Origin of the sequence: Halovibrio variabilis (assembly GCF_007991175.1) — a bacterium.
In the GTDB taxonomy this organism is placed as follows: domain Bacteria; phylum Pseudomonadota; class Gammaproteobacteria; order Pseudomonadales; family Halomonadaceae; genus Vreelandella; species Vreelandella variabilis.
Window position 1 is genome coordinate 1 of the sequence record NZ_BJXV01000021.1, and the last position, 17,749, is coordinate 17,749.

Consider the following 17,749-nt stretch of genomic DNA (forward strand, 5'->3'; position numbering starts at 1 on the left):
AAGGCCGCTTCAGCGTGGTCCGACACTTCGGTGGTCCGACATCTCGGCGAAAGTTGCCGCAGGCACCCCCTTGGCTTCATCATGCTAGGAGCCCAAACATTCGCGAGCTGAAGCTCCCTCCCACGGGAGCTATTATCATGCTGGCAGAATTAATTCCACACTGAGTGGCGAAGAGCCATAAAGCAGCAAAAAAACGCCCCCGCACCAGTTAAGGGGCGGGGGCGTTGAGATGTCTTCAGTGGCCGCTGGGCCGCTGATTAATCGTTTTAGGCGCGTTCACGACGACGAACCGGCGCATCGCCTTCATCACGACGACGGCGCGGAGCACGCTCAGCCGGTGCGCTGTCTTCGCTGATTTCTAGCGGACGACCGGAGACCCGGGCACGCGACATCTTGTCAAGAATTGTCGAGGGCAAGCCGCTCGGCAATTCCACCACAGAGAAAGCGTTGCGAATATCGATACGACCGATACGCGCGCCTTCAATGCCGCCTTCATTAGCAAGCGCACCGACTAGCTGGCCCGGCTTAACGCCATCTTTATGGCCAACCGACACGCGGTAGCGCGTCATGCCTTCGGTCGGACCGCTACTCGTACGTTCACGGCGAGCACCCGGCTTACCGGCGGCAGGCGCGCTATCACGCGAGGGCTTCTCTTTACGCGGAGCTTGCAGGCGACCAATCGGCGCCTCATCGGCACGCGCCATGGCGGCAAATGCGCAGGTAAGCTCGATTGGGTCATGACCTTCTTCAATCAGACGCTCAATCAGCGCACGCTGCTCTTCGGCGCCTTTGGTCAACGAGGCAATAACGCGGTGATGGAAGACGTCATCGCGGTGGGCGCGAATCGCTGCTTCGTCAGGCAATGGCATTTCAGCCATTTTCTGACCGGTTGCCTGCTCCATCCAACCCACTTTGCGACCTTCACGGAAGCCGGCAAAGGTAATCGCGATACCGCTACGACCGGCACGGCCGGTACGGCCGATACGGTGCGTGTAAGCTTCCGCATCTTGGGGCAGGTCGTAGTTGATAACGTGGGTAATACGCGACACATCAAGACCGCGCGCGGCCACGTCGGTGGCGATCAATACATCGACTTTGCCACGCTTCAAACGCGTAATGGTACGCTCACGCAGGCTTTGGTCCAGATCGCCCGACAGGCCTGCGGCGTTGACGCCACGGGCGGTCAATTGCTCGACCAGGGTGGTACAGGCCGCACGCGTACGTACGAACACGATGGCCCCATCGACCGGCTCGACTTCGAGGATACGCGAAAGGGCTTCCAGCTTAGCGCCGCCATCAATACGCACAATGCGTTGTTCGATGTTTTCGCCAGTGGTAGTGCCCTTCTCAATCGCCACTTTCACCGGGTCAACCAAATAACGGTTAACAATACGTTCGATTTCAGCCGGCAACGTGGCCGAGAAGAACACGCGCTGAGCATCTTTAGGGGTATCGGCAACCACGCGTTTTACGTCGTCGATAAAGCCCATGCGCAGCATTTCGTCGGCTTCGTCCAGCACCAGGGCGGACAGGCCGTCAAGCTTGAGACTACCGCGATCCAGGTGGTCGATAATCCGGCCTGGCGTACCGACAACAACATGCGCGCCGCGCTTAAGGGCGCCCAACTGTTCACGGTACTCTTGGCCACCACACAGGGTCGCGACTTCGAGACCTTTGAGGTTTTGACCATACTTACTAAACGAGGCAGCCACTTGCTGAGCAAGCTCGCGAGTCGGCGCCATCACTAATACTTGGGGTTCGCGACGCTGGAGTTCCAGACGCGATAACAGGGGTAAAGCAAAAGCAGCGGTTTTACCGGTACCCGTCTGGGCTTGGCCCAGCATATCGCGGCCTTCAAGCAGCGCAGGAATGGTTTGCGCCTGAATCGGCGAAGGGACTAGGTAGCCCTGCGATTCAACAGCAGATAGAACGGCAGGCAATAGAGCCAGATCGCCGAAGCTCGGCGAGGCGACAGAAGTCGAGGTCATTAATCACACCTTGGTAGGCCGGCAATTACCGGCAAAAAACATCATAAGCGTCTCTGACTCTGTCATCGCGTAACGACAAAATATGAGGTCGTTATCGACAACAGGCACCGCCTTAGCGGTCATAGCCATCAATGGAGTCGGAGACGCCGGTCGCACCTAGCATCCGGTTGGCAACACCGCGTTGTGCGGGCCAACCGCTGTGGCGACCTTCTGCGCCGATTTCACCCGTGCGGTGAAATACTGGAGGCGCGCCATCTTCACAGCAATGAACATCTGGCAACTGGCGAGATGTTCCAGCAAGCGCTATTACGTATGAATTAACTTCGTAAGCAAGCGCTTATCGTCGTGATGGAGGGGTCAACACATGCGAGGAATGCGCATCCTACCACCTCATCTTGCTTATGACTAGTTTTTTAACCCCCACCACAGTGAATCAAGGGCTTGCACTTGTGCACATTTGGGCTAGTCTGAATGTACTGACTTAGGTTCACTATCTTCAAGGAGCGATGCAATGAACTGGGATCAAATCGAAGGCAAATGGACGGAAGTAAAAGGCAAAGCCCGCGCTAGCTGGGGCGAACTTACCGATGACGAGCTCGACCAGATCGGCGGTAAAAAAGACCAGCTTGTCGGCAAACTGCAGCAGAAATATGGTCTTGAACGCGAGGAAGCTGAGCGTCAGGCTGATGAATGGGCTGACAAGCAGTAACTGCCGATTATTAATCGTAGCGACATGGAGAGATGCTATGCGTAAAACACCCCTGACGATCGCTATTGGCACGGCCCTACTGGGAAGCTTTGCAATGGGCGCTCATGCCCAAGACGAGCCCCAGGGCATGTACTCAGCCGAAGACATTCTTGACGCAGAGGTCTATTTTGCCGGCGGTTCCGGTGAAGAGATTGGTGAGGTTGATGACATCCTGTTTGATGAAGAGATGCGCATTACCGCGATTGTGATCGAAAGTGGTTCAGTGCTTGGCCTAGGCGGCCGTGAGATCGTTGTTGATACCGATTACTTCACCCTCGAAACCGAAACGGAAGCCAATGGTGATACAGAACATCGCATCATGGTCGAAGCCAGCCAGGAAGAAGTCGAAGCCTTCCCGACTTACGACAACGACTGGTGGGAACAGACCAAAGCCAATGCCCGTGATGCTTGGCAAACGACCCAAGAAGGCGCTGAAAGTGCGTGGCAGCGCACTCGCGAAGCACTTGATACTAGTAACGATAATTAATTAACGCTGACTCGCTGTGTCATACGCTAACGCAGCGCTAAGTAAGTAAATAAGTCACTAAGTAAGTAAAAGGGCCGCCCATTTGAGCGGCCCTTTTTCGATGGCAACCGTTTCAAGCTAAGCAGGCTATTTATGCCGCACCCCGTTACCCGGTAAACGCTCCCGGTCGTGAGGCTGCTGAAAATCAAGCAGCGGGCCTGCGGGAACAATACGCGTTGGGTTTATCGTGTCGTGGCTGTAATAGTAGTGGCGTTTGATGTGATCCATATTGACGGTCTCAGCCACGCCAGGCCACTGGTAAATTTCCCTAACGTAATTGGCAAGGTTGGGGTAATCCTCAATGCGCTTGAAGTTGCATTTGAAGTGGCCGTAGTAAACTGCGTCAAAGCGGATCAGCGTGGTAAAGAGACGAATGTCAGCTTCGGTGAACCACTCCCCTGCGAGATAGCGCTGCTCAGCCAAACGTGCCTCCATGCGCTCCAGGGCGTCAAATAAGGCTTGCACGTGTTTCTCATACACGCCCTGCTCCGTGGCAAAACCGGACTTATACACCCCGTTATTAATGTGGTCATACACATCGGCGTTGACTGCATCGATGACGCTACGTAGCTCCTCGGGGTAAAAATCCAGGTCATTACCGGTAAGCTCGTCAAACGCGTGGTTAAAAATACGCAGCAGATCTGCAGACTCATTATTAACAATGGCGTTGCGCTGTTTGTCCCAGAGCACGGGCACGGTGACACGACCGGTGTAGTGCGGGTCAGTCATCGTATACAGCTGGTGGTGAAAGTCGACGCCGTTAATCGGGTCGCCACTAGCGCCTTCATCCTGGCGGTAGGTCCAGCCCTGGTCTAGCATCAGCGGGCTGACATGGGAGGTGCCAATCAGTGGCGCCAGCCCTTTCAGCTTGCGCATGATCAAAGTGCGATGCGCCCATGGGCAAGCAAGCGATACATACAGATGGTAGCGGTTTTTTTCGGCAGGATAACAGCTGCCATCGGTCTCGGGCTGATCGCCTACCCAGTCGCGCAGCTGAGCAGACTCACGTACAAACTCACCGCCGTGCTTTTTGGTGTCGTACCACTGGTCTTGCCATTTACCATCAACGAGCAGTCCCATGGGGCGTCTCCTGAAAAAGGGTGTCAGAGTGCAGTCACTGTTCTCAGCATACGCTCGCATTGAGGATGCTCAAGCGGATGTTTTACGGCCTTTCATTCGAGAGAATCGAATCATGCCGCGCGCACTCGCTTAGCACCGCCTGTTTAAGCGCCGAAGCCATGGCATGCGCAGCGGGACCGGCTCGGTCTCGGTCGCGGAAGATCATCTGCATTGGCACCTCGCGAATGCCTCCTGCGGGCAATGGCAGCGGCTTTAACTGGCCATTTTTCAGCTCATCAGCAATACGTGTTTCGGGCATCCAGGCAAAGCCCAAGCCGCGCCTGAGCATATCAAGCGAGGTGTTGAGATGACTGACTGTCCAGCGCTGTTCGGCCTTCAACCAGCCTGCGTTGGTTGCTTGGCGCAATGCGGAGTCGCGCACCACCAGCTGACGGTACTGAGCCAAATCGCGCAGGTCTAACGAGCGGCCTAGCCGATGCAGCGCGTGCTGGGGGTGAGCCACCGCCACAAACCGAACGGTGACCAATGGTTCGCCTAAAAAGCCCTGCGCCTCAATGCCGGAGACCACCAGGTCTGCACGGCCATCGTAGAGCATTTCCGTGCCGCCATTGAGCACGCTTTCGTGTAATTGCACGCGCACCTGGGGGTATGTGGCAGAGAAACGCTCCAACGCTTTGGCTTGGGCGGCGGCAGGAAAAATCTGGTCGATCGCTACCACGACTTCGGCCTCGAGACCGGCGGCTAATCGGGTGGCGACATCTTCAAGCGAGGCGGCGCTCTCAATCAATTGACGCGCACGGCGAAGCAGCAGCTCGCCCGCTTCGGTCAAGCGAACCTGCCGACCAATGGGCTCCAGCACCTGAACCCCCAGTTGCTCTTCTAATTTATGCACGGCGTGATTCAGGGTTGAGGGACTTTTGTGAACGACCTCCGCCGCACGTGCAAATCCGCCATGATCAACCACGGCGGCCAACATTTGCCATTGTGAAAGAGTTACCCGTGACATTTCGATTTCCTCGACGCAAAACAGCCAAACAACGCGCTTAATATTCGAAAAATATGCCTAGAATGCCAGGAAAAGATGTTAAATGCTGCCCATGCTTAGTGAATGGCGGTTAATGCCTGCCATGGGTAAGTGGTTGATGCGCGAGGATGGTGGATACCCTTAAGCGCGAGAAGACAAAACCATAAGACAGAAACTAGACACCTATTATATCAGCCCTTTTAACATGACAATTTTCGTACATGGTTAACTTGGGTTATTTAATTAGCACGCTGTATTATTTACTCTTGTTAACAAACAGTGTTTATAAATAGTAAATTGGGCGAGTTATGGGCATATAGTTATTTAAATTCACTTTATGTATAGATGTACAGTCTAGGCACTTCCCCCCCTCATCGGGTATGGTTTCCGGGTTTATACACTTTATTGTTACTTTTAATCACGAATCCGGCGGTCCATTTACCCATGTTGCGAATCCTTCATTCGCTGCCCCGTGCGCACAAATTATTACTGTTACCCGTGGCCACTATGGTCACCGTGCTGGGCACACAAAAGCTACTGACGACATATCATGATTTAAATCAACCTAACACACCGCTTGAGAGCGTGCTGGTACCGCTTCCTAGCGATTCTGCACCGGGGATTCCGTCTCTCAACCAGGAACGAACGCCGGTGGCAGAAGCCATCAATCGTGCCTCCCGCGCCCTCGATGCTACCCGCGAAAACATCCCCTTAAGTGAATTAAAAGCCACTGAAATCGTCAATCTCGATGTCGATGTGATCGACAGCGCCGATGCCGACATGGCGACGCAGCCTGCCCTAAGTGATGATGTAACAGTGTTTGATACCGCGACACTGAGCCCCGCCACGCCTGATGTCCCTGTGCTTGCCACCACCAAGTTTGATAGCGGTGCGCTGCACATGGCAATCGTAGTGGGCACGCTGACCAGCGGCATGCTGGACGTCGACAACAACGCTTCGGTTGAAGTCGCCGATGCCACTTCATACGAAGATTACGGCACCGATCTATTCGGCGATGTCTCGTTTTTGGATTTAGAATTAGCGGCAGAAGAGCCGTTTGTGCCCGAATGGGAAACCCATATTGTTGAACCCGGCGAAACCTTTGCCATGTTGGCTCAAAATGAGCTGGGGCTTGGCTACAGCGAAGTGATGGCCCTGCTTGAGGATTTGCCCGATCAGCGCATGCTAACCAATTGGCGTGCCGGTCACAGCTTTGACTATCAGTTAGATGAACAAGGTCGTTTGCTGTCGCTGCGCATGATGAAAAACACCCGCGACGGCGTATTATTGGAACGCGACGCTGACCACTTCGCGATCACCGTCATCGAGCGACAGGGCGAGCCTGTGCAGCGCCTCTATGCGGGTAGCGTCAGCGGTAGTTTTGCACGCTCCGCCCAAGCGACCGGTTTAAACAGCGGCTCAGTGACGGAACTCACCAAGCTACTCGAAAAGAAGCTCGATTTCCGCCGTGACAGCCGTCGCGGAGACCGCTTTCAGGTGTTGGTCGAGTCGGACATGATTGACGGGGAGACCCTTGACTCCCGCGTACTGGCGGTCAAATACGACGGTGAGCGTATGGACTTAACCGTGGTACGCAATGCCACCGACGACAACTTCTATACCCCTGAAGGCGGCAGCCTGGACCCTGCGTTTGCACGTCGCCCGTTTGACGGCAGCTACCGGTTAAGCTCGGGCTTTAATCCAAATCGCAGACACCCGGTTACCGGGCGCATCAGCCCGCATAACGGCACCGATTTTGCCATGCCGATTGGAACGTCCGTGCTGGCCCCCGCCAACGGCCGCGTTGAGCGTGTTAGACACCACCCCGCTGCGGGGAACTATATCGTTGTGCGCCACGACAACGGCTACCGGACGCGCTACCTGCACCTTTCACGCCCCTTGGTTAGCCAAGGCGATCGCGTCACCATGGGTGAGCGTATTGCGTTGTCGGGCAATACCGGCCGCAGCACCGGCCCCCACCTGCACTATGAAGTCATCGTCAACAACACCCCCGTTAACGCGATGAACGTCGAACTGCCCGAAAACACCAGCTTGAGTGGCGACACCTTGGTTGCCTTCCGCAACCAAGCGAGACCCATCCTGGCCACACTGGAAAGCGGCGAAACCGGGCCGGTTAGCGTGGCTAACCATGAGCAAGACGACGACTAGCAATTCTTAGTGGTAGTGACTGCTCAAATTGCAAATGGTCATCGCACACTACCATCACGCACAACACCGCCATCGGGCGGTGTTGTGCGTTTGAGGGTGCGTCTAGGGATAGTGTGCCAGTTTTGCAAGCCGCTCAGATCATCAACTGAGTCGCGTGCAAGCGGTTGGTTACAAGCTATAACGCTGCCAGCAGCTTCGCATCGCGGCGGTAAATATCAGGCCTGAACTCCACCTCGCCCTGCGCATTCGGCCACGCGGTTAGATAGTGCAGCGCAATGGGAATACGCTGGGTCAAGCGTATGTTTTGGTCGCTCCCCCGTTTCAATAGGCTGCTCATTTGGTAACGACTGCCGGTGTCCTGCAAGAGCATTTGCGCGAGCTCCGTGACACCTTCAACGCGCACGCAGCCCGAGCTGAGCGCGCGCTGGGGGCGCTGAAACAGCCCCCGCGCTGGGGTATCGTGCAAATAGATCATGTCGTCATTGGGAAAGCGAACGACAACGCGACCCAGCGGATTAGTCGCGCCCGCTACTTGGCGCAGCATGAGACTGCCTGGGCGCTGCCAGTCGATATCTTCGGCGACAAGCGGCTCACCCGATGGGCTGATTACCTGAATGTTCTTACGTGCTAAATAGCCGCTATCGGCACGCACCTGGGGCAACACGTCCTCGCGCATGATCGTAGGCGGTATGGTCCAGGAGGGGTTAATGGTTAGATGGCTGATGGTGGAATGAATAATCGGCGTTTCACGACGCGCCGAGCCCACCACCACGCGGGCATCCCAGTGCTGGCCGTTAGGGCGCACATAGTGCATCCGGTACCCGGCAATATCGACCCACACCCGCGGCTCGTCAGCCTGCATCGGGCTAATCCAGCGCGCGCGTTCTAAATTGACCCGCAGTTGGTCAATACGTGTGTTCACCGAGGTGTTCAGCGCCAAACGGGTTTGTTCGCCCACCACGCCGTCTTCTTGCAGCAAATGGCGTCGCTGGAAGCGTTTAACAGCGGCTTCAAGTGGCGCATCAAAGCTGCGTCGGTTAGCCGCGGTTTCCACCCCAATCAGCGGATAAGCGCTGCTATCAGCCACCAGTAAGTCCGCCTCCCCCCACAGCGAGAGGCGCTGGCGCAGTACGGCCACATCGTCTGCCTCGTCGCCTGGCCGCAGCGACGCCTCCCGCGAGGCTAGATATGGCGCACTGCCAAGGTTGGCCAGCTGGTAGTGATGTTTCAAAGCGTCGCGCAACTGCTGATACGCTGCCGAACCAGGGCGCACCAGCGCAAAGGCATCATTTAGCTCACGGTTCTCAACCGCATGCACCACGCGTAGCAGCGAATAGCGACTCTCCGGGCGGGGCGTCTCCCATTCGGGTTCGACATCGCGCGGGTTTACCTTGCCGCGCTCTAGGTGATCCAGGGCCAGCAGCAGCGACTGAGTGGCTTGGATATCAAACGCTGCTCGCGCCGCGGTCCCGGCTGTTTGGCTACGTTGAAACTGATCAAGTAGCGTGTCGGCGTGATACTCGTCGGGCGCTAAGCCATCGGTTTCCAAACTGTTCAATGCGGCTACCAGCGATTCAACCGCTTCCCCAGCCTGCCAGGCAGGCTTGCCACCACGCAGCTGATAAAACTCAGCGATGGGTAGGCCGTGCGTTTGAACCGCCGTTAATTGCTGCGCTAAATCCTGCTCTAGCGGCGCGGCGTCTACAGGCACAGTGTTAGCCCCTAAAGCGCCGTGGCTAAGCATTAGACACAGAGCGGCTCCCATCGCCCATCGTCTTGTTGGCTGCATCTCGTTCATTGCCCTCTCCTTGCGTTACTATAGCCTTCCACCTTCGCCGACCGGCTTTTTTATAATCGTCGGCTAATCTTCATCATGACTGATATTGCTTGTAGGATCGACTTATATGGCTCTGCGTTTACATGTCACTAGGTTATTATTATCGCTACCTTTTACATTATTTACATTACCGCTACACGCCGACAGCTTTTTTGCCCAGGTTGATTCAACGCCGCCTCACGGCATACTGCCCTTGCATCATCAGTTACTACAGTTAGCCCCGCAGGCGACACCTGAAGCGCTGCGCTTAGCCGCTCAAGCGCTCAACTGCGCCGAACCCAGTGCCGAACGCCTGGCAGTGATCGATTACTCACTGCCGTCTACCCAGCGACGGCTCTGGGTATTCGATTTGCGTCAGCATAAACTGCTTTTCAAAGAGCTGGTCTCGCATGGGCAAGGTTCAGGCGATGCCCAAGCTGAGACCTTCTCCAACACCCCCGACAGCCACCAATCCAGTATCGGCTTATTTCGCACCATGAACAGCTATTACGGGCGTAATGGCTACTCGCTGCGCTTGGAAGGTTTGGAACCCGACGTCAACGATCTCGCTTTTGAGCGCGCCATTGTGATCCACGGCGCCGACTACGTAAGCGATGCGTTTATCACCCAAACCGGTCGGCTTGGGCGCAGCCATGGCTGCCCTGCGGTGCGTGAAGATGTGACTTATCCGCTGATCGACAGTCTAAAAGAGAACCAATATGTCTTTGCCTATTATCCCGACGTAAAGTGGCTGGCAAACTCAGCGTTCCTCGGCTGCACGACCGCTGCCACGAAGCTTGCCGAGCGCTAGCGTTTAACTAGCGGTTTGCTGTGTAAAACGCCAACACCCTCAGTCTTTCTGGCCGCCAAGCGTTGAATTTCTTCATTTACGGCGGGTAAAGCAGGCACTCCACGGCACCTTCTGCAATACTTTGTGACAAATCAACACAAACAACTGCACTCTGCCGCAGGTGTCTGCCATGTTTACCTTTATGAATCCTTACCAAAAAATTCGTCGTTTAGAACAGCAGGTCGCCGACTTACGCGCCCAGCTTGAAGCTCCCTCCCCCAGTGGTCGCTTGCTAAGCCTAATCAGCCCACAGCAGTCAATCGGTGTGCTGCAAGCGCAAGGGGCGGATATGCTTGCGTTGCTTAATACGGACATTGAAACGTATGCCGACCAGCTCGCCGGTGAGCGCGCCACCTTGACGGGAACGTTGACGTTTATTGCCGCTGCCGAACAGGCGGTCAATACGCTGCACCAGCGCTGCCAGTGCAGCGACGATGCCGACACGCTATCCTCCTCGCCGTTGGTGTTTGCCAACACGCTGCAGGATCTTAGCCAACTCAAGGCAGCGCTCGCGCGCAATGCTGACCACGCTCAGGCGTTAGCGGTTAGCACGGCGTTGGAAACGGCCCATAGCCAAGACCAGCAAACGCCTGGATTGACGGCCATTGCGGATGACGTTCACCGCTTAGCGCTTAACATGCAGCAACTGAGTCACCAGTTCAGCGCATTGATGGAGCAAGCCAATCGCCAAGTGAGCGAGCACACTCAAGCCGTGGCGAAAAAACGCCACGCCGACGATGAGATTGCCCAAGCCGCGCAAACGGCCAAGCACGACCTGTGTCAGCTTGGTGACCAAGCGAGGCATATGCACAAAGTTATCCATCAAAACGCTACCGCGGCTTTTTTGCACTCCGCCAAGCTGGACCATGCGGTGTGGAAATGTCGGCTTTATAAGCAGCTGCTGTCTGCCGATACGGACACACCGTTAGAAGATGACCACCAATGTCGGCTGGGGCAATGGCAACGATACGGGGAAGGCCATCAACGCTATGCACTCAGCGCTGCCTTCCGAGCATTGACGGCGCCACACCGCCAGATGCATGCCAGCGGCGCCGAGGCGCTGAAGCTTGCCCGTGAAGGCAACCGCAAAGGCCAACTGGCAGCGTTAGGCAGGATGGAAGAAGCCAGCCAGCAGCTCGCCCTAAAGCTGGACAGCCTGATGGAATACGCCATGTATGAAGCGCCTTACCCTGCCAACCGTCACTCACCGTTAGCGGACTCCCCTTAATAACGGTGATGGCCCTAAACTATTTTGCCAGTGAAAGCGGCCCACAGGTTGTTGCGAAGAATAGCGTTTCGTTTTCCCTAGCGGCCTGTGGCATGCTGGTTTCAATGCAACCACATTCTTCACCCGTCGCAATGGGGAAAGCACATGGCACAGGTAAAAAAACTGGATCTAGCATTGCAAGGTGGCGGCGCACATGGGGCGTATAGCTGGGGTGTACTTGATCGGCTATTAGCGGATGAACGCATCGAAATAGAGGGTATCAGTGGCACCAGCGCGGGCGCGATGAACGGCGTGGTGATGGCCGATGCCCTCACCCGAGGCGACAACCAGACGGCCCGCCAAGCGCTGCACGATTTTTGGCAAGCGGTCAGCCGAGCTGGCATGGCAAGCCCCATTCGCCGCTCACCCATGGATGTGCTGACCGGCAATTGGAGCCTTGACAACTCCCCCGGTTTTATTGCCCTGGACCTGTTAACACGCGTGGCGTCCCCCTACCAACTCAACCCGCTCAACATTAATCCGCTACGCGATATCGTCGCCAGCCATATCGATTTCGAACGCGTCCGACAATGCCAACAGCTCAAGCTGTTTGTCGCAGCGACCAACGTGCGTACCGGGAAGCAACGTGTCTTCCGCCGCGAAGAGATGAGCGTTGACGCTGTCATGGCCTCTGCCTGCTTGCCGTTTATGTTTCAAGCCGTTGAGATCGACGGTGAGGCTTACTGGGACGGCGGCTATATGGGCAACCCGGCGCTGTTCCCGCTGATGGAAGAGTGCACTGCGCGAGACATCCTACTGGTGCAAATTAACCCCATCGTTCGCCAAGAGATACCCACCTCGGCGTCAGCCATTATGAACCGGCTTAACGAAATCACGTTTAACTCGGCGTTGATTAAAGAGATTCGCATGATCTCGCTGCTCAAGAATGCGTTTGAAGAAGAAGGTATTGGAAACGGCTACCAACAGGCACTGTTTCACCGCATTAGCGGCGAGCAGGCACTCGAAGAGCTGTCGGTCTCCAGCAAAGCCAATTCCGAATGGCCGTTTCTATGCCACCTGTTTGATCAGGGCCAAGCAGCGGCTGAACGCTGGCTAAACGAGCACTTTGACGCTATCGGCGATCACTCGACGCTCGATATCGAAGCCGTTTACCTACACGAATAGCAGTACTAGCCATCAATACTATCCACCAACACTATCCACCCCCTATCAGCACCAATATGCCGCAACGCCTGTGCTGCATGCCCAATCATGCAGCATGGTGGCGGTTTTTTTATGGGTTAAAAGCATGCGCCAAATAAAATATTTTATTGATTTATAACAGTAAAAATCGAACTGGCAAACTACCTGCATGACCAAAGGCGTGGTGGTAGGCGTGGACCAGGCCCAACCGGGTACGAGTGCGTCGAACCTGACCTTCAATGGCGAAGGCATGTTCTCGTAAATTGCTCACGTAGCGCCCAAACCCATTGGCGTTGCGTAACGATAAACTCGTCCCCGTGAGGCCATCCCATGGATATACGTAACAAAGCCAACCGTATTCGACTACTTAACTTCTCCACCCCCCAGATGCGCGCTTTCCATTTTTCATGGTTCGCCTTCCATATTTGCTTCTTTGGCTGGTTCGGCATCGCCCCGTTAATGGCGATCGTTCGCGAAGACCTCTCGTTAACCCAAACTCAAATCGGTAACACAATTATTGCTTCGGTGGCGATTACAGTGGTTGTTCGCCTTGCCATTGGCGTGCTGTGCGACCGAATCGGCCCGCGTAAAACCTACACCGGCCTGTTAGTGCTGGGCGCTATTCCCGTCATGGGCATTGGCTTAGCGAATAGCTTCGAAACCTTTCTGCTCGCGCGCTTAGCAATCGGTGCTATCGGCGCCTCCTTTGTCATCACCCAGTACCACACCTCGATGATGTTCGCTCCCAACGTGGTCGGCACCGCCAACGCCACCAGCGCTGGCTGGGGTAACCTGGGCGGCGGTACCACACAGATTCTGATGCCATTGATCTTCTCGGGCATGTTGATGTTGGGTGTCAATGCAGCCTTTGGCTGGCGCTTAGCCATGATGGTGCCTGGCGTTGTAATGTTCTTTACCGGCATTGGCTACTGGTTCTTCACTCAGGATGCACCCAACGGCAATTTCAGTGAACTGCGTGCACGCGGTGAGCTACCTGAAGCCTCGGGTGAAAATGGCGCTGCGCAAAGCTTTCTAGCCGCCGCCAAAGATATGCGTGTTTGGGCGTTATTTGTCGTGTATGGGCTGTGTTTTGGTGTGGAGCTAACGATCAACAATATTGCCGCCATCTACTTCTTTGATAAGTTCGAGCTTACCCTGGCAACGGCGGGTCTCATCGCTGGTTTATTCGGGTTAATGAATATCTTTGCGCGCACGCTGGGCGGTGTCTTCTCAGACCTTTTCGCTAAACAAGGTGGCCTAAAGGGGCGTGTACGGTGGCTGTTTATTGCCCTGGTTTGCGAAGGCATTGCCCTAGTAGCCTTCTCGCAAATGCATGTACTGAGCCTTGCGATTGGCATCATGCTAGTGTTTAGCCTGTTCGTACAGATGGCCGAAGGCGCGACCTACGGCGTTGTCCCCTTTATCAATAAAAAAGCCCTCGGGGCCGTTGCCGGTATTGTCGGCGCTGGGGGCAACGTGGGGGCGGTCGGCGCTGCATTTTTGTTTCGTAGCGAAAGCCTCAGCTATCAGCAGGGCCTCTTTTATCTAGGCCTTACCGTGCTTGCGCTGGCCTCCTGTGTTTTGCTGGTACGCTTTAGCGATGCTACCGAAGCCGAAGAGGCCAAAGCGTATCTTGATGCGGTTGGCGACGACGTTGGGGCGGGCGCACTTTCATTACGCTAAGCTTAAGCTCTACCCTACGCTCCCATACGGCGACGCCGCAGTATGGGAGCGTATACTGTTAGGCGGCGAGTCATTGAGGAAACTGCTATGTCTTCAGCGCAGCAACTGCTATTAACCGCCATCCGTTGTGATATCGATAACCTGACTCACCTTGCCACCACCACCGAGATTGTCGGCGATATTAGCCGCTTTATTCACATGCTCCAGCGTGAACGCGGGGCCTCAACTATCTACCTTGTCTCCAGGGGTCAGCGCTTCAAGACCCGCCGGGACACCTACCGCCAGCACAGCCAACAGGCCGAAACGTTAATGCGGCAGCGGTTAGAAACGCTTAGCCAAGAGGCCCGGCCACAGGCAGCAGCACGCTTATTGCGGCGTATTGCGGCCGTTTGGCATGCCCTTGATGAACTTGATGCCCTGCGCCAAGCCATTGACGCTTTTGCGATTACCCCCGATGCCGCTACCCAGGCCTTTAACCAGTTAACCAGTGGGCTGCTGGCGATTGTCTTTGAGGCGGCCGATACCTCAGCAGACCCTGATATCACGCGCACCCTGGTGGCCATTTTTCATTTGATGCAAGGGAAAGAATTAGCCGGTCAGGAGCGCGCCTGTGGCGCCTTTGGTTTTACCCAGGGCCACTTCGATGAGCCCCATCGCGCGCTGCTAAACCAGCTAATGGCCGATCAACAGCGCTGCTTTGACACCTTTGAAGAGTTCGCCACCCCGGAGGCACAGCAGGCGTGGGCAAAAGAGTTATCGCCGCGCACGCTGGCGGGCATTTGCCATCTGCGCGACATCGCCTGCCAACGCACACAGCCATCGTCGGCAAGAGAAACGCCGGATACGCTGGGCGAAACCTGGTACGAACTCACCACCCTGCGTATTGATACGATTAAAACCGTCGAAGACGCACTGATTGCCCAGCTGAGTGTCCTTTGCCAACGCAAAATCACCCAGGCCGAGCACGCCTTGGCGAAAACCAAGGGCCAGCCTTATGGGCATTCTCCCGCGCCCTGCGAACAGCTGCTGGCATTAGGTGGTGCGCAGCCATTGGGTGACTTAACCGCCAATGCACTGACGTCGCCGCTAGGTCGCTCGCTCATCGAGCTCACCCAGGCGCAGGCCGGTCGTTTGCAAGGGCTTAGCGACGAGCTGGAAAATACCCGCAAAGCGTTGCGCGAGCGCAAACTCATTGAACGTGCCAAAGGCCTGATCATGGCTCACCAGGAAATGAGCGAAGAAGAGGCCTACCGTTTTTTACGCAAAACCTCGATGGATCAGAGCAAAAGCATGGCGGATATGGCCCAAGCCATTCTGGATCTTTCCGCCATGCTAAAACGCAAAGAAGAGGGGCACGCCCACTGATTCAATCCTATATTTGCATGATGGCATGACCTTGGCCATGCTAAAGACTTTTCTGGCTAACAAAGCAAGGAGTCCCATCCATGCGTGACGGCGTGTTATTAATTACCGGTGCATCGAGTGGCATTGGCGCGGCCACCGCGCGCTCAGCAGCGCGTGAAGGCTACAAACTGGTACTTGCTGCCCGCTCTAGCGACAAGCTCACCGCGCTGGCTCAAGAGCTGGGCCCGGAAAATGTGCTGACTTGTCAGCTCGACGTGACCAATATGGAGCAGCAGCAGGCCATGGTCGAACAGGCGCTGGAAACCTTTGGCCGATTAGATGCGGTCTTTGCCAACGCTGGCCGTGGCGGCTCCCCCGGCGGGTTTAGCGGCGCCGACCACGATGCATGGCGGGAGATGATTCTCACCAACGTCTATGGCGTCGGCCTTACCCTTCAGGCCTGCTTACCTGCCCTAAAGCGTAGCAAAGGCCACGTGTTATTAACCGGTTCAGCCGCTGGCCGAGCGACCATTCCGGGTTCTATGTACAGCGCAACCAAATGGGCGGTCACCGGGATTGGCTATAACCTGCGCGAAGAACTGCGCGGCACGGGCATGCGCGTAACGCTGATTGAGCCTGGCATGGTCGATACGCCATTTTTTGATGAGCCGCCGGAACATGCGTTAGAAGACCGCGACATCGCCAGCGCGGTGATTTACGCGCTTTCGCAGCCTGCCCACGTTGACGTCAATGAAATACTCGTTCGCCCCACCCCGCCCGTTGAATAAATACCCTATTAGATAAAATAATCGCTGTATCAAAACTCAAGGAGTCGTCATCAAAACGGCTTCTTGATCATCGACACCTTGCAATTCATCTGCACTGACCGCATAACGTGACAATACCAAGCGCGCTAAGTAATTTCTTGCTCTACGCGCCCACGAATCAGTTTGCAGGTGAACCATGAGCCAACTCGCTTCCACGGCGCTTTCTGTCCTTGATCTAGCGCCTATTCGCCAAGGGGGCAGCGCCGCTGAGACCTTTAACGACAGCGTGGCATTAGCCCAATTAACCGAGCGGTTAGGCTATACCCGTTACTGGCTCGCCGAACATCACAATATTGCCGGTATCGCCAGCGCGGCGACCTCTGTGCTTATCGGGCATATCGCCGGACAAACCGCCACTATCCGCGTTGGCAGTGGCGGTATTATGCTGCCTAACCATCCGCCGCTGGTGATTGCCGAGCAGTTCGGCACCCTGGAAACGCTCTACCCCGGACGGATTGATTTAGGCTTGGGCCGCGCACCGGGCTCAGACGGCGCCACCATGCAGGCAATGCGCCGTAACGCCCGCGCGGGGGTCGATGACTTCCCACAGTTGCTCAATGAACTGCGCAGCTATTTAGGCGATACCGACCCGCAACAACGTGTCAAAGCGGTGCCTGGCCAGGGGACTCATGTACCGATTTGGCTGCTGGGTTCCAGCGGCTACAGCGCACAGCTGGCGGCCAAGCTGGGCTTGCCCTTTACGTTTGCTGCCCAGTTTGCACCGGGCTATTTATTCGAGGCGCTGCGCTTATATCGCGACAACTTCCGCCCTTCTGAACACCTTGATAAACCGTATGCCATGGTCGGCCTGCCCGTGATGGCGGCTGAAAACGACGCGATGGCCCACTACTTGGCCACCAGCGCGCAGCAAAAATTTCTTAACCTTATTCGCGGCAAACCGACGCAGTCTCAGCCGCCGGTTGAACAGTTGGACTGGTCGCCGGTCGAGCAGGCCCAAGTCAGCCAGTTTTTAGGTGCCGCCATTATCGGTGGCCCCGAGACGGTGAAAGCGGAGCTGGAGGAGTTTCAAGCACGTACCGGCGCCGATGAGCTAATGATTAACAGCGACTTTTATAACCATTCAGACAGGCTGCGCAGCTACGAGATTGTTACCGAGGTCGCTCGGTAAAGGCGCGCTTAAGCGTACCCCATCAGCGTGGCTGCTCCGCTTAGCACCTACAGCAAATACCGCGCATAGCGGACATTTTTCCGGTAAAGTTCCGTTCGTCACATACATCATGTCGCTTGGCAGCTAAGCGTTTCGTTAACGCCGCTGCCAAGCGA

General features: G+C 55.8%; 14 protein-coding genes. 10 read left to right on the forward strand and 4 right to left on the reverse strand.

The features are described from left to right. Nucleotides 1-266: 266 nt before the first annotated feature. Entirely contained in the window at nt 267-1,988 is a 1,722-nt protein-coding gene (locus tag HVA01_RS15395) for a DEAD/DEAH box helicase (RefSeq protein ID WP_146876296.1), read from the reverse strand. A gap of 511 nt (nt 1,989-2,499) precedes the next feature. On the opposite strand from HVA01_RS15395, the gene HVA01_RS15400 reads away from it, so the two are divergent. Both HVA01_RS15400 and HVA01_RS15405 read left to right on the forward strand, forming a co-directional pair. Continuing rightward, complete coding sequence (locus HVA01_RS15400) at nt 2,500-2,697, forward strand: CsbD family protein (RefSeq protein WP_146876297.1); 198 nt, start codon at nt 2,500-2,502, stop codon at nt 2,695-2,697. Between the two features lie 37 nt (nt 2,698-2,734). Beyond that, nucleotides 2,735-3,223 (forward strand): PRC-barrel domain-containing protein, encoded by a 489-nt coding sequence (locus HVA01_RS15405; protein WP_170243529.1) that lies wholly within the window; start codon nt 2,735-2,737, stop codon nt 3,221-3,223. Between the two features lie 126 nt (nt 3,224-3,349). Here HVA01_RS15405 and HVA01_RS15410 read toward each other — a convergent pair whose 3' ends face one another. Together HVA01_RS15410 and HVA01_RS15415 are read right to left on the reverse strand one after the other, a co-directional pair. After that, complete coding sequence (locus HVA01_RS15410; RefSeq protein ID WP_146876298.1) at nt 3,350-4,342, reverse strand: glutathione S-transferase family protein; 993 nt, start codon at nt 4,340-4,342, stop codon at nt 3,350-3,352. An 82-nt stretch (nt 4,343-4,424) separates the two neighbouring features. Then, nucleotides 4,425-5,348, reverse strand: coding sequence for a LysR family transcriptional regulator (locus HVA01_RS15415; protein WP_146876299.1), 924 nt, complete (start codon nt 5,346-5,348; stop codon nt 4,425-4,427). A gap of 462 nt (nt 5,349-5,810) precedes the next feature. Here HVA01_RS15415 and HVA01_RS15420 point away from each other — a divergent pair, with 462 nt between their 5' ends. After that, entirely contained in the window at nt 5,811-7,535 is a 1,725-nt protein-coding gene (locus HVA01_RS15420; protein WP_146876300.1) for a peptidoglycan DD-metalloendopeptidase family protein, read from the forward strand. A gap of 175 nt (nt 7,536-7,710) precedes the next feature. On the opposite strand, the gene HVA01_RS15425 is transcribed toward HVA01_RS15420, so the two are convergent. Continuing rightward, the gene (locus tag HVA01_RS15425; RefSeq protein WP_146876301.1) at nt 7,711-9,333 is read right to left on the reverse strand and encodes a L,D-transpeptidase family protein; all 1,623 of its coding nucleotides are present in this window, start codon (nt 9,331-9,333) and stop codon (nt 7,711-7,713) included. Between the two features lie 106 nt (nt 9,334-9,439). Here HVA01_RS15425 and HVA01_RS15430 point away from each other — a divergent pair, with 106 nt between their 5' ends. The 7 genes from HVA01_RS15430 to HVA01_RS15460 all read left to right on the forward strand — a co-directional run bounded on the left by HVA01_RS15430 (nt 9,440) and on the right by HVA01_RS15460 (nt 17,594). Then, entirely contained in the window at nt 9,440-10,162 is a 723-nt protein-coding gene (locus HVA01_RS15430) for a murein L,D-transpeptidase catalytic domain family protein (RefSeq protein ID WP_146876302.1), read from the forward strand. A 169-nt stretch (nt 10,163-10,331) separates the two neighbouring features. Then, nucleotides 10,332-11,429 (forward strand): CZB domain-containing protein, encoded by a 1,098-nt coding sequence (locus HVA01_RS15435; protein ID WP_146876303.1) that lies wholly within the window; start codon nt 10,332-10,334, stop codon nt 11,427-11,429. A gap of 144 nt (nt 11,430-11,573) precedes the next feature. Then, nucleotides 11,574-12,593, forward strand: a complete 1,020-nt coding sequence (locus HVA01_RS15440; protein ID WP_146876304.1) for a patatin-like phospholipase family protein — start codon at nt 11,574-11,576, stop codon at nt 12,591-12,593. Nucleotides 12,594-12,941: 348 nt separating this feature from the next. After that, the gene (locus HVA01_RS15445; protein ID WP_146876305.1) at nt 12,942-14,294 is read left to right on the forward strand and encodes a NarK family nitrate/nitrite MFS transporter; all 1,353 of its coding nucleotides are present in this window, start codon (nt 12,942-12,944) and stop codon (nt 14,292-14,294) included. Between the two features lie 87 nt (nt 14,295-14,381). After that, complete coding sequence (locus HVA01_RS15450) at nt 14,382-15,659, forward strand: nitrate regulatory protein (protein WP_146876306.1); 1,278 nt, start codon at nt 14,382-14,384, stop codon at nt 15,657-15,659. An 80-nt stretch (nt 15,660-15,739) separates the two neighbouring features. Further along, on the forward strand, nt 15,740-16,426 hold the full coding sequence (locus tag HVA01_RS15455; protein WP_146876307.1) for an SDR family oxidoreductase: 687 nt from the start codon (nt 15,740-15,742) through the stop codon (nt 16,424-16,426). Between the two features lie 175 nt (nt 16,427-16,601). Beyond that, on the forward strand, nt 16,602-17,594 hold the full coding sequence (locus HVA01_RS15460; RefSeq protein ID WP_146876308.1) for an LLM class flavin-dependent oxidoreductase: 993 nt from the start codon (nt 16,602-16,604) through the stop codon (nt 17,592-17,594). Nucleotides 17,595-17,749 lie beyond the last annotated feature (155 nt).

Bases quoted from the DNA above. Each gene is read 5' to 3' on its own strand.
- HVA01_RS15395 (WP_146876296.1), bottom strand. From the start codon at position 1,988: ATGACCTCGACTTCTGTCGCCTCGCCGAGCTTCGGCGATCTGGCTCTA.
- HVA01_RS15400 (WP_146876297.1), top strand. From the start codon at position 2,500: ATGAACTGGGATCAAATCGAAGGCAAATGGACGGAAGTAAAAGGCAAA.
- HVA01_RS15405 (WP_170243529.1), top strand. From the start codon at position 2,735: ATGCGTAAAACACCCCTGACGATCGCTATTGGCACGGCCCTACTGGGA.
- HVA01_RS15410 (WP_146876298.1), bottom strand. From the start codon at position 4,342: ATGGGACTGCTCGTTGATGGTAAATGGCAAGACCAGTGGTACGACACC.
- HVA01_RS15415 (WP_146876299.1), bottom strand. From the start codon at position 5,348: ATGTCACGGGTAACTCTTTCACAATGGCAAATGTTGGCCGCCGTGGTT.
- HVA01_RS15420 (WP_146876300.1), top strand. From the start codon at position 5,811: ATGTTGCGAATCCTTCATTCGCTGCCCCGTGCGCACAAATTATTACTG.
- HVA01_RS15425 (WP_146876301.1), bottom strand. From the start codon at position 9,333: ATGAACGAGATGCAGCCAACAAGACGATGGGCGATGGGAGCCGCTCTG.
- HVA01_RS15430 (WP_146876302.1), top strand. From the start codon at position 9,440: ATGGCTCTGCGTTTACATGTCACTAGGTTATTATTATCGCTACCTTTT.
- HVA01_RS15435 (WP_146876303.1), top strand. From the start codon at position 10,332: ATGTTTACCTTTATGAATCCTTACCAAAAAATTCGTCGTTTAGAACAG.
- HVA01_RS15440 (WP_146876304.1), top strand. From the start codon at position 11,574: ATGGCACAGGTAAAAAAACTGGATCTAGCATTGCAAGGTGGCGGCGCA.
- HVA01_RS15445 (WP_146876305.1), top strand. From the start codon at position 12,942: ATGGATATACGTAACAAAGCCAACCGTATTCGACTACTTAACTTCTCC.
- HVA01_RS15450 (WP_146876306.1), top strand. From the start codon at position 14,382: ATGTCTTCAGCGCAGCAACTGCTATTAACCGCCATCCGTTGTGATATC.
- HVA01_RS15455 (WP_146876307.1), top strand. From the start codon at position 15,740: ATGCGTGACGGCGTGTTATTAATTACCGGTGCATCGAGTGGCATTGGC.
- HVA01_RS15460 (WP_146876308.1), top strand. From the start codon at position 16,602: ATGAGCCAACTCGCTTCCACGGCGCTTTCTGTCCTTGATCTAGCGCCT.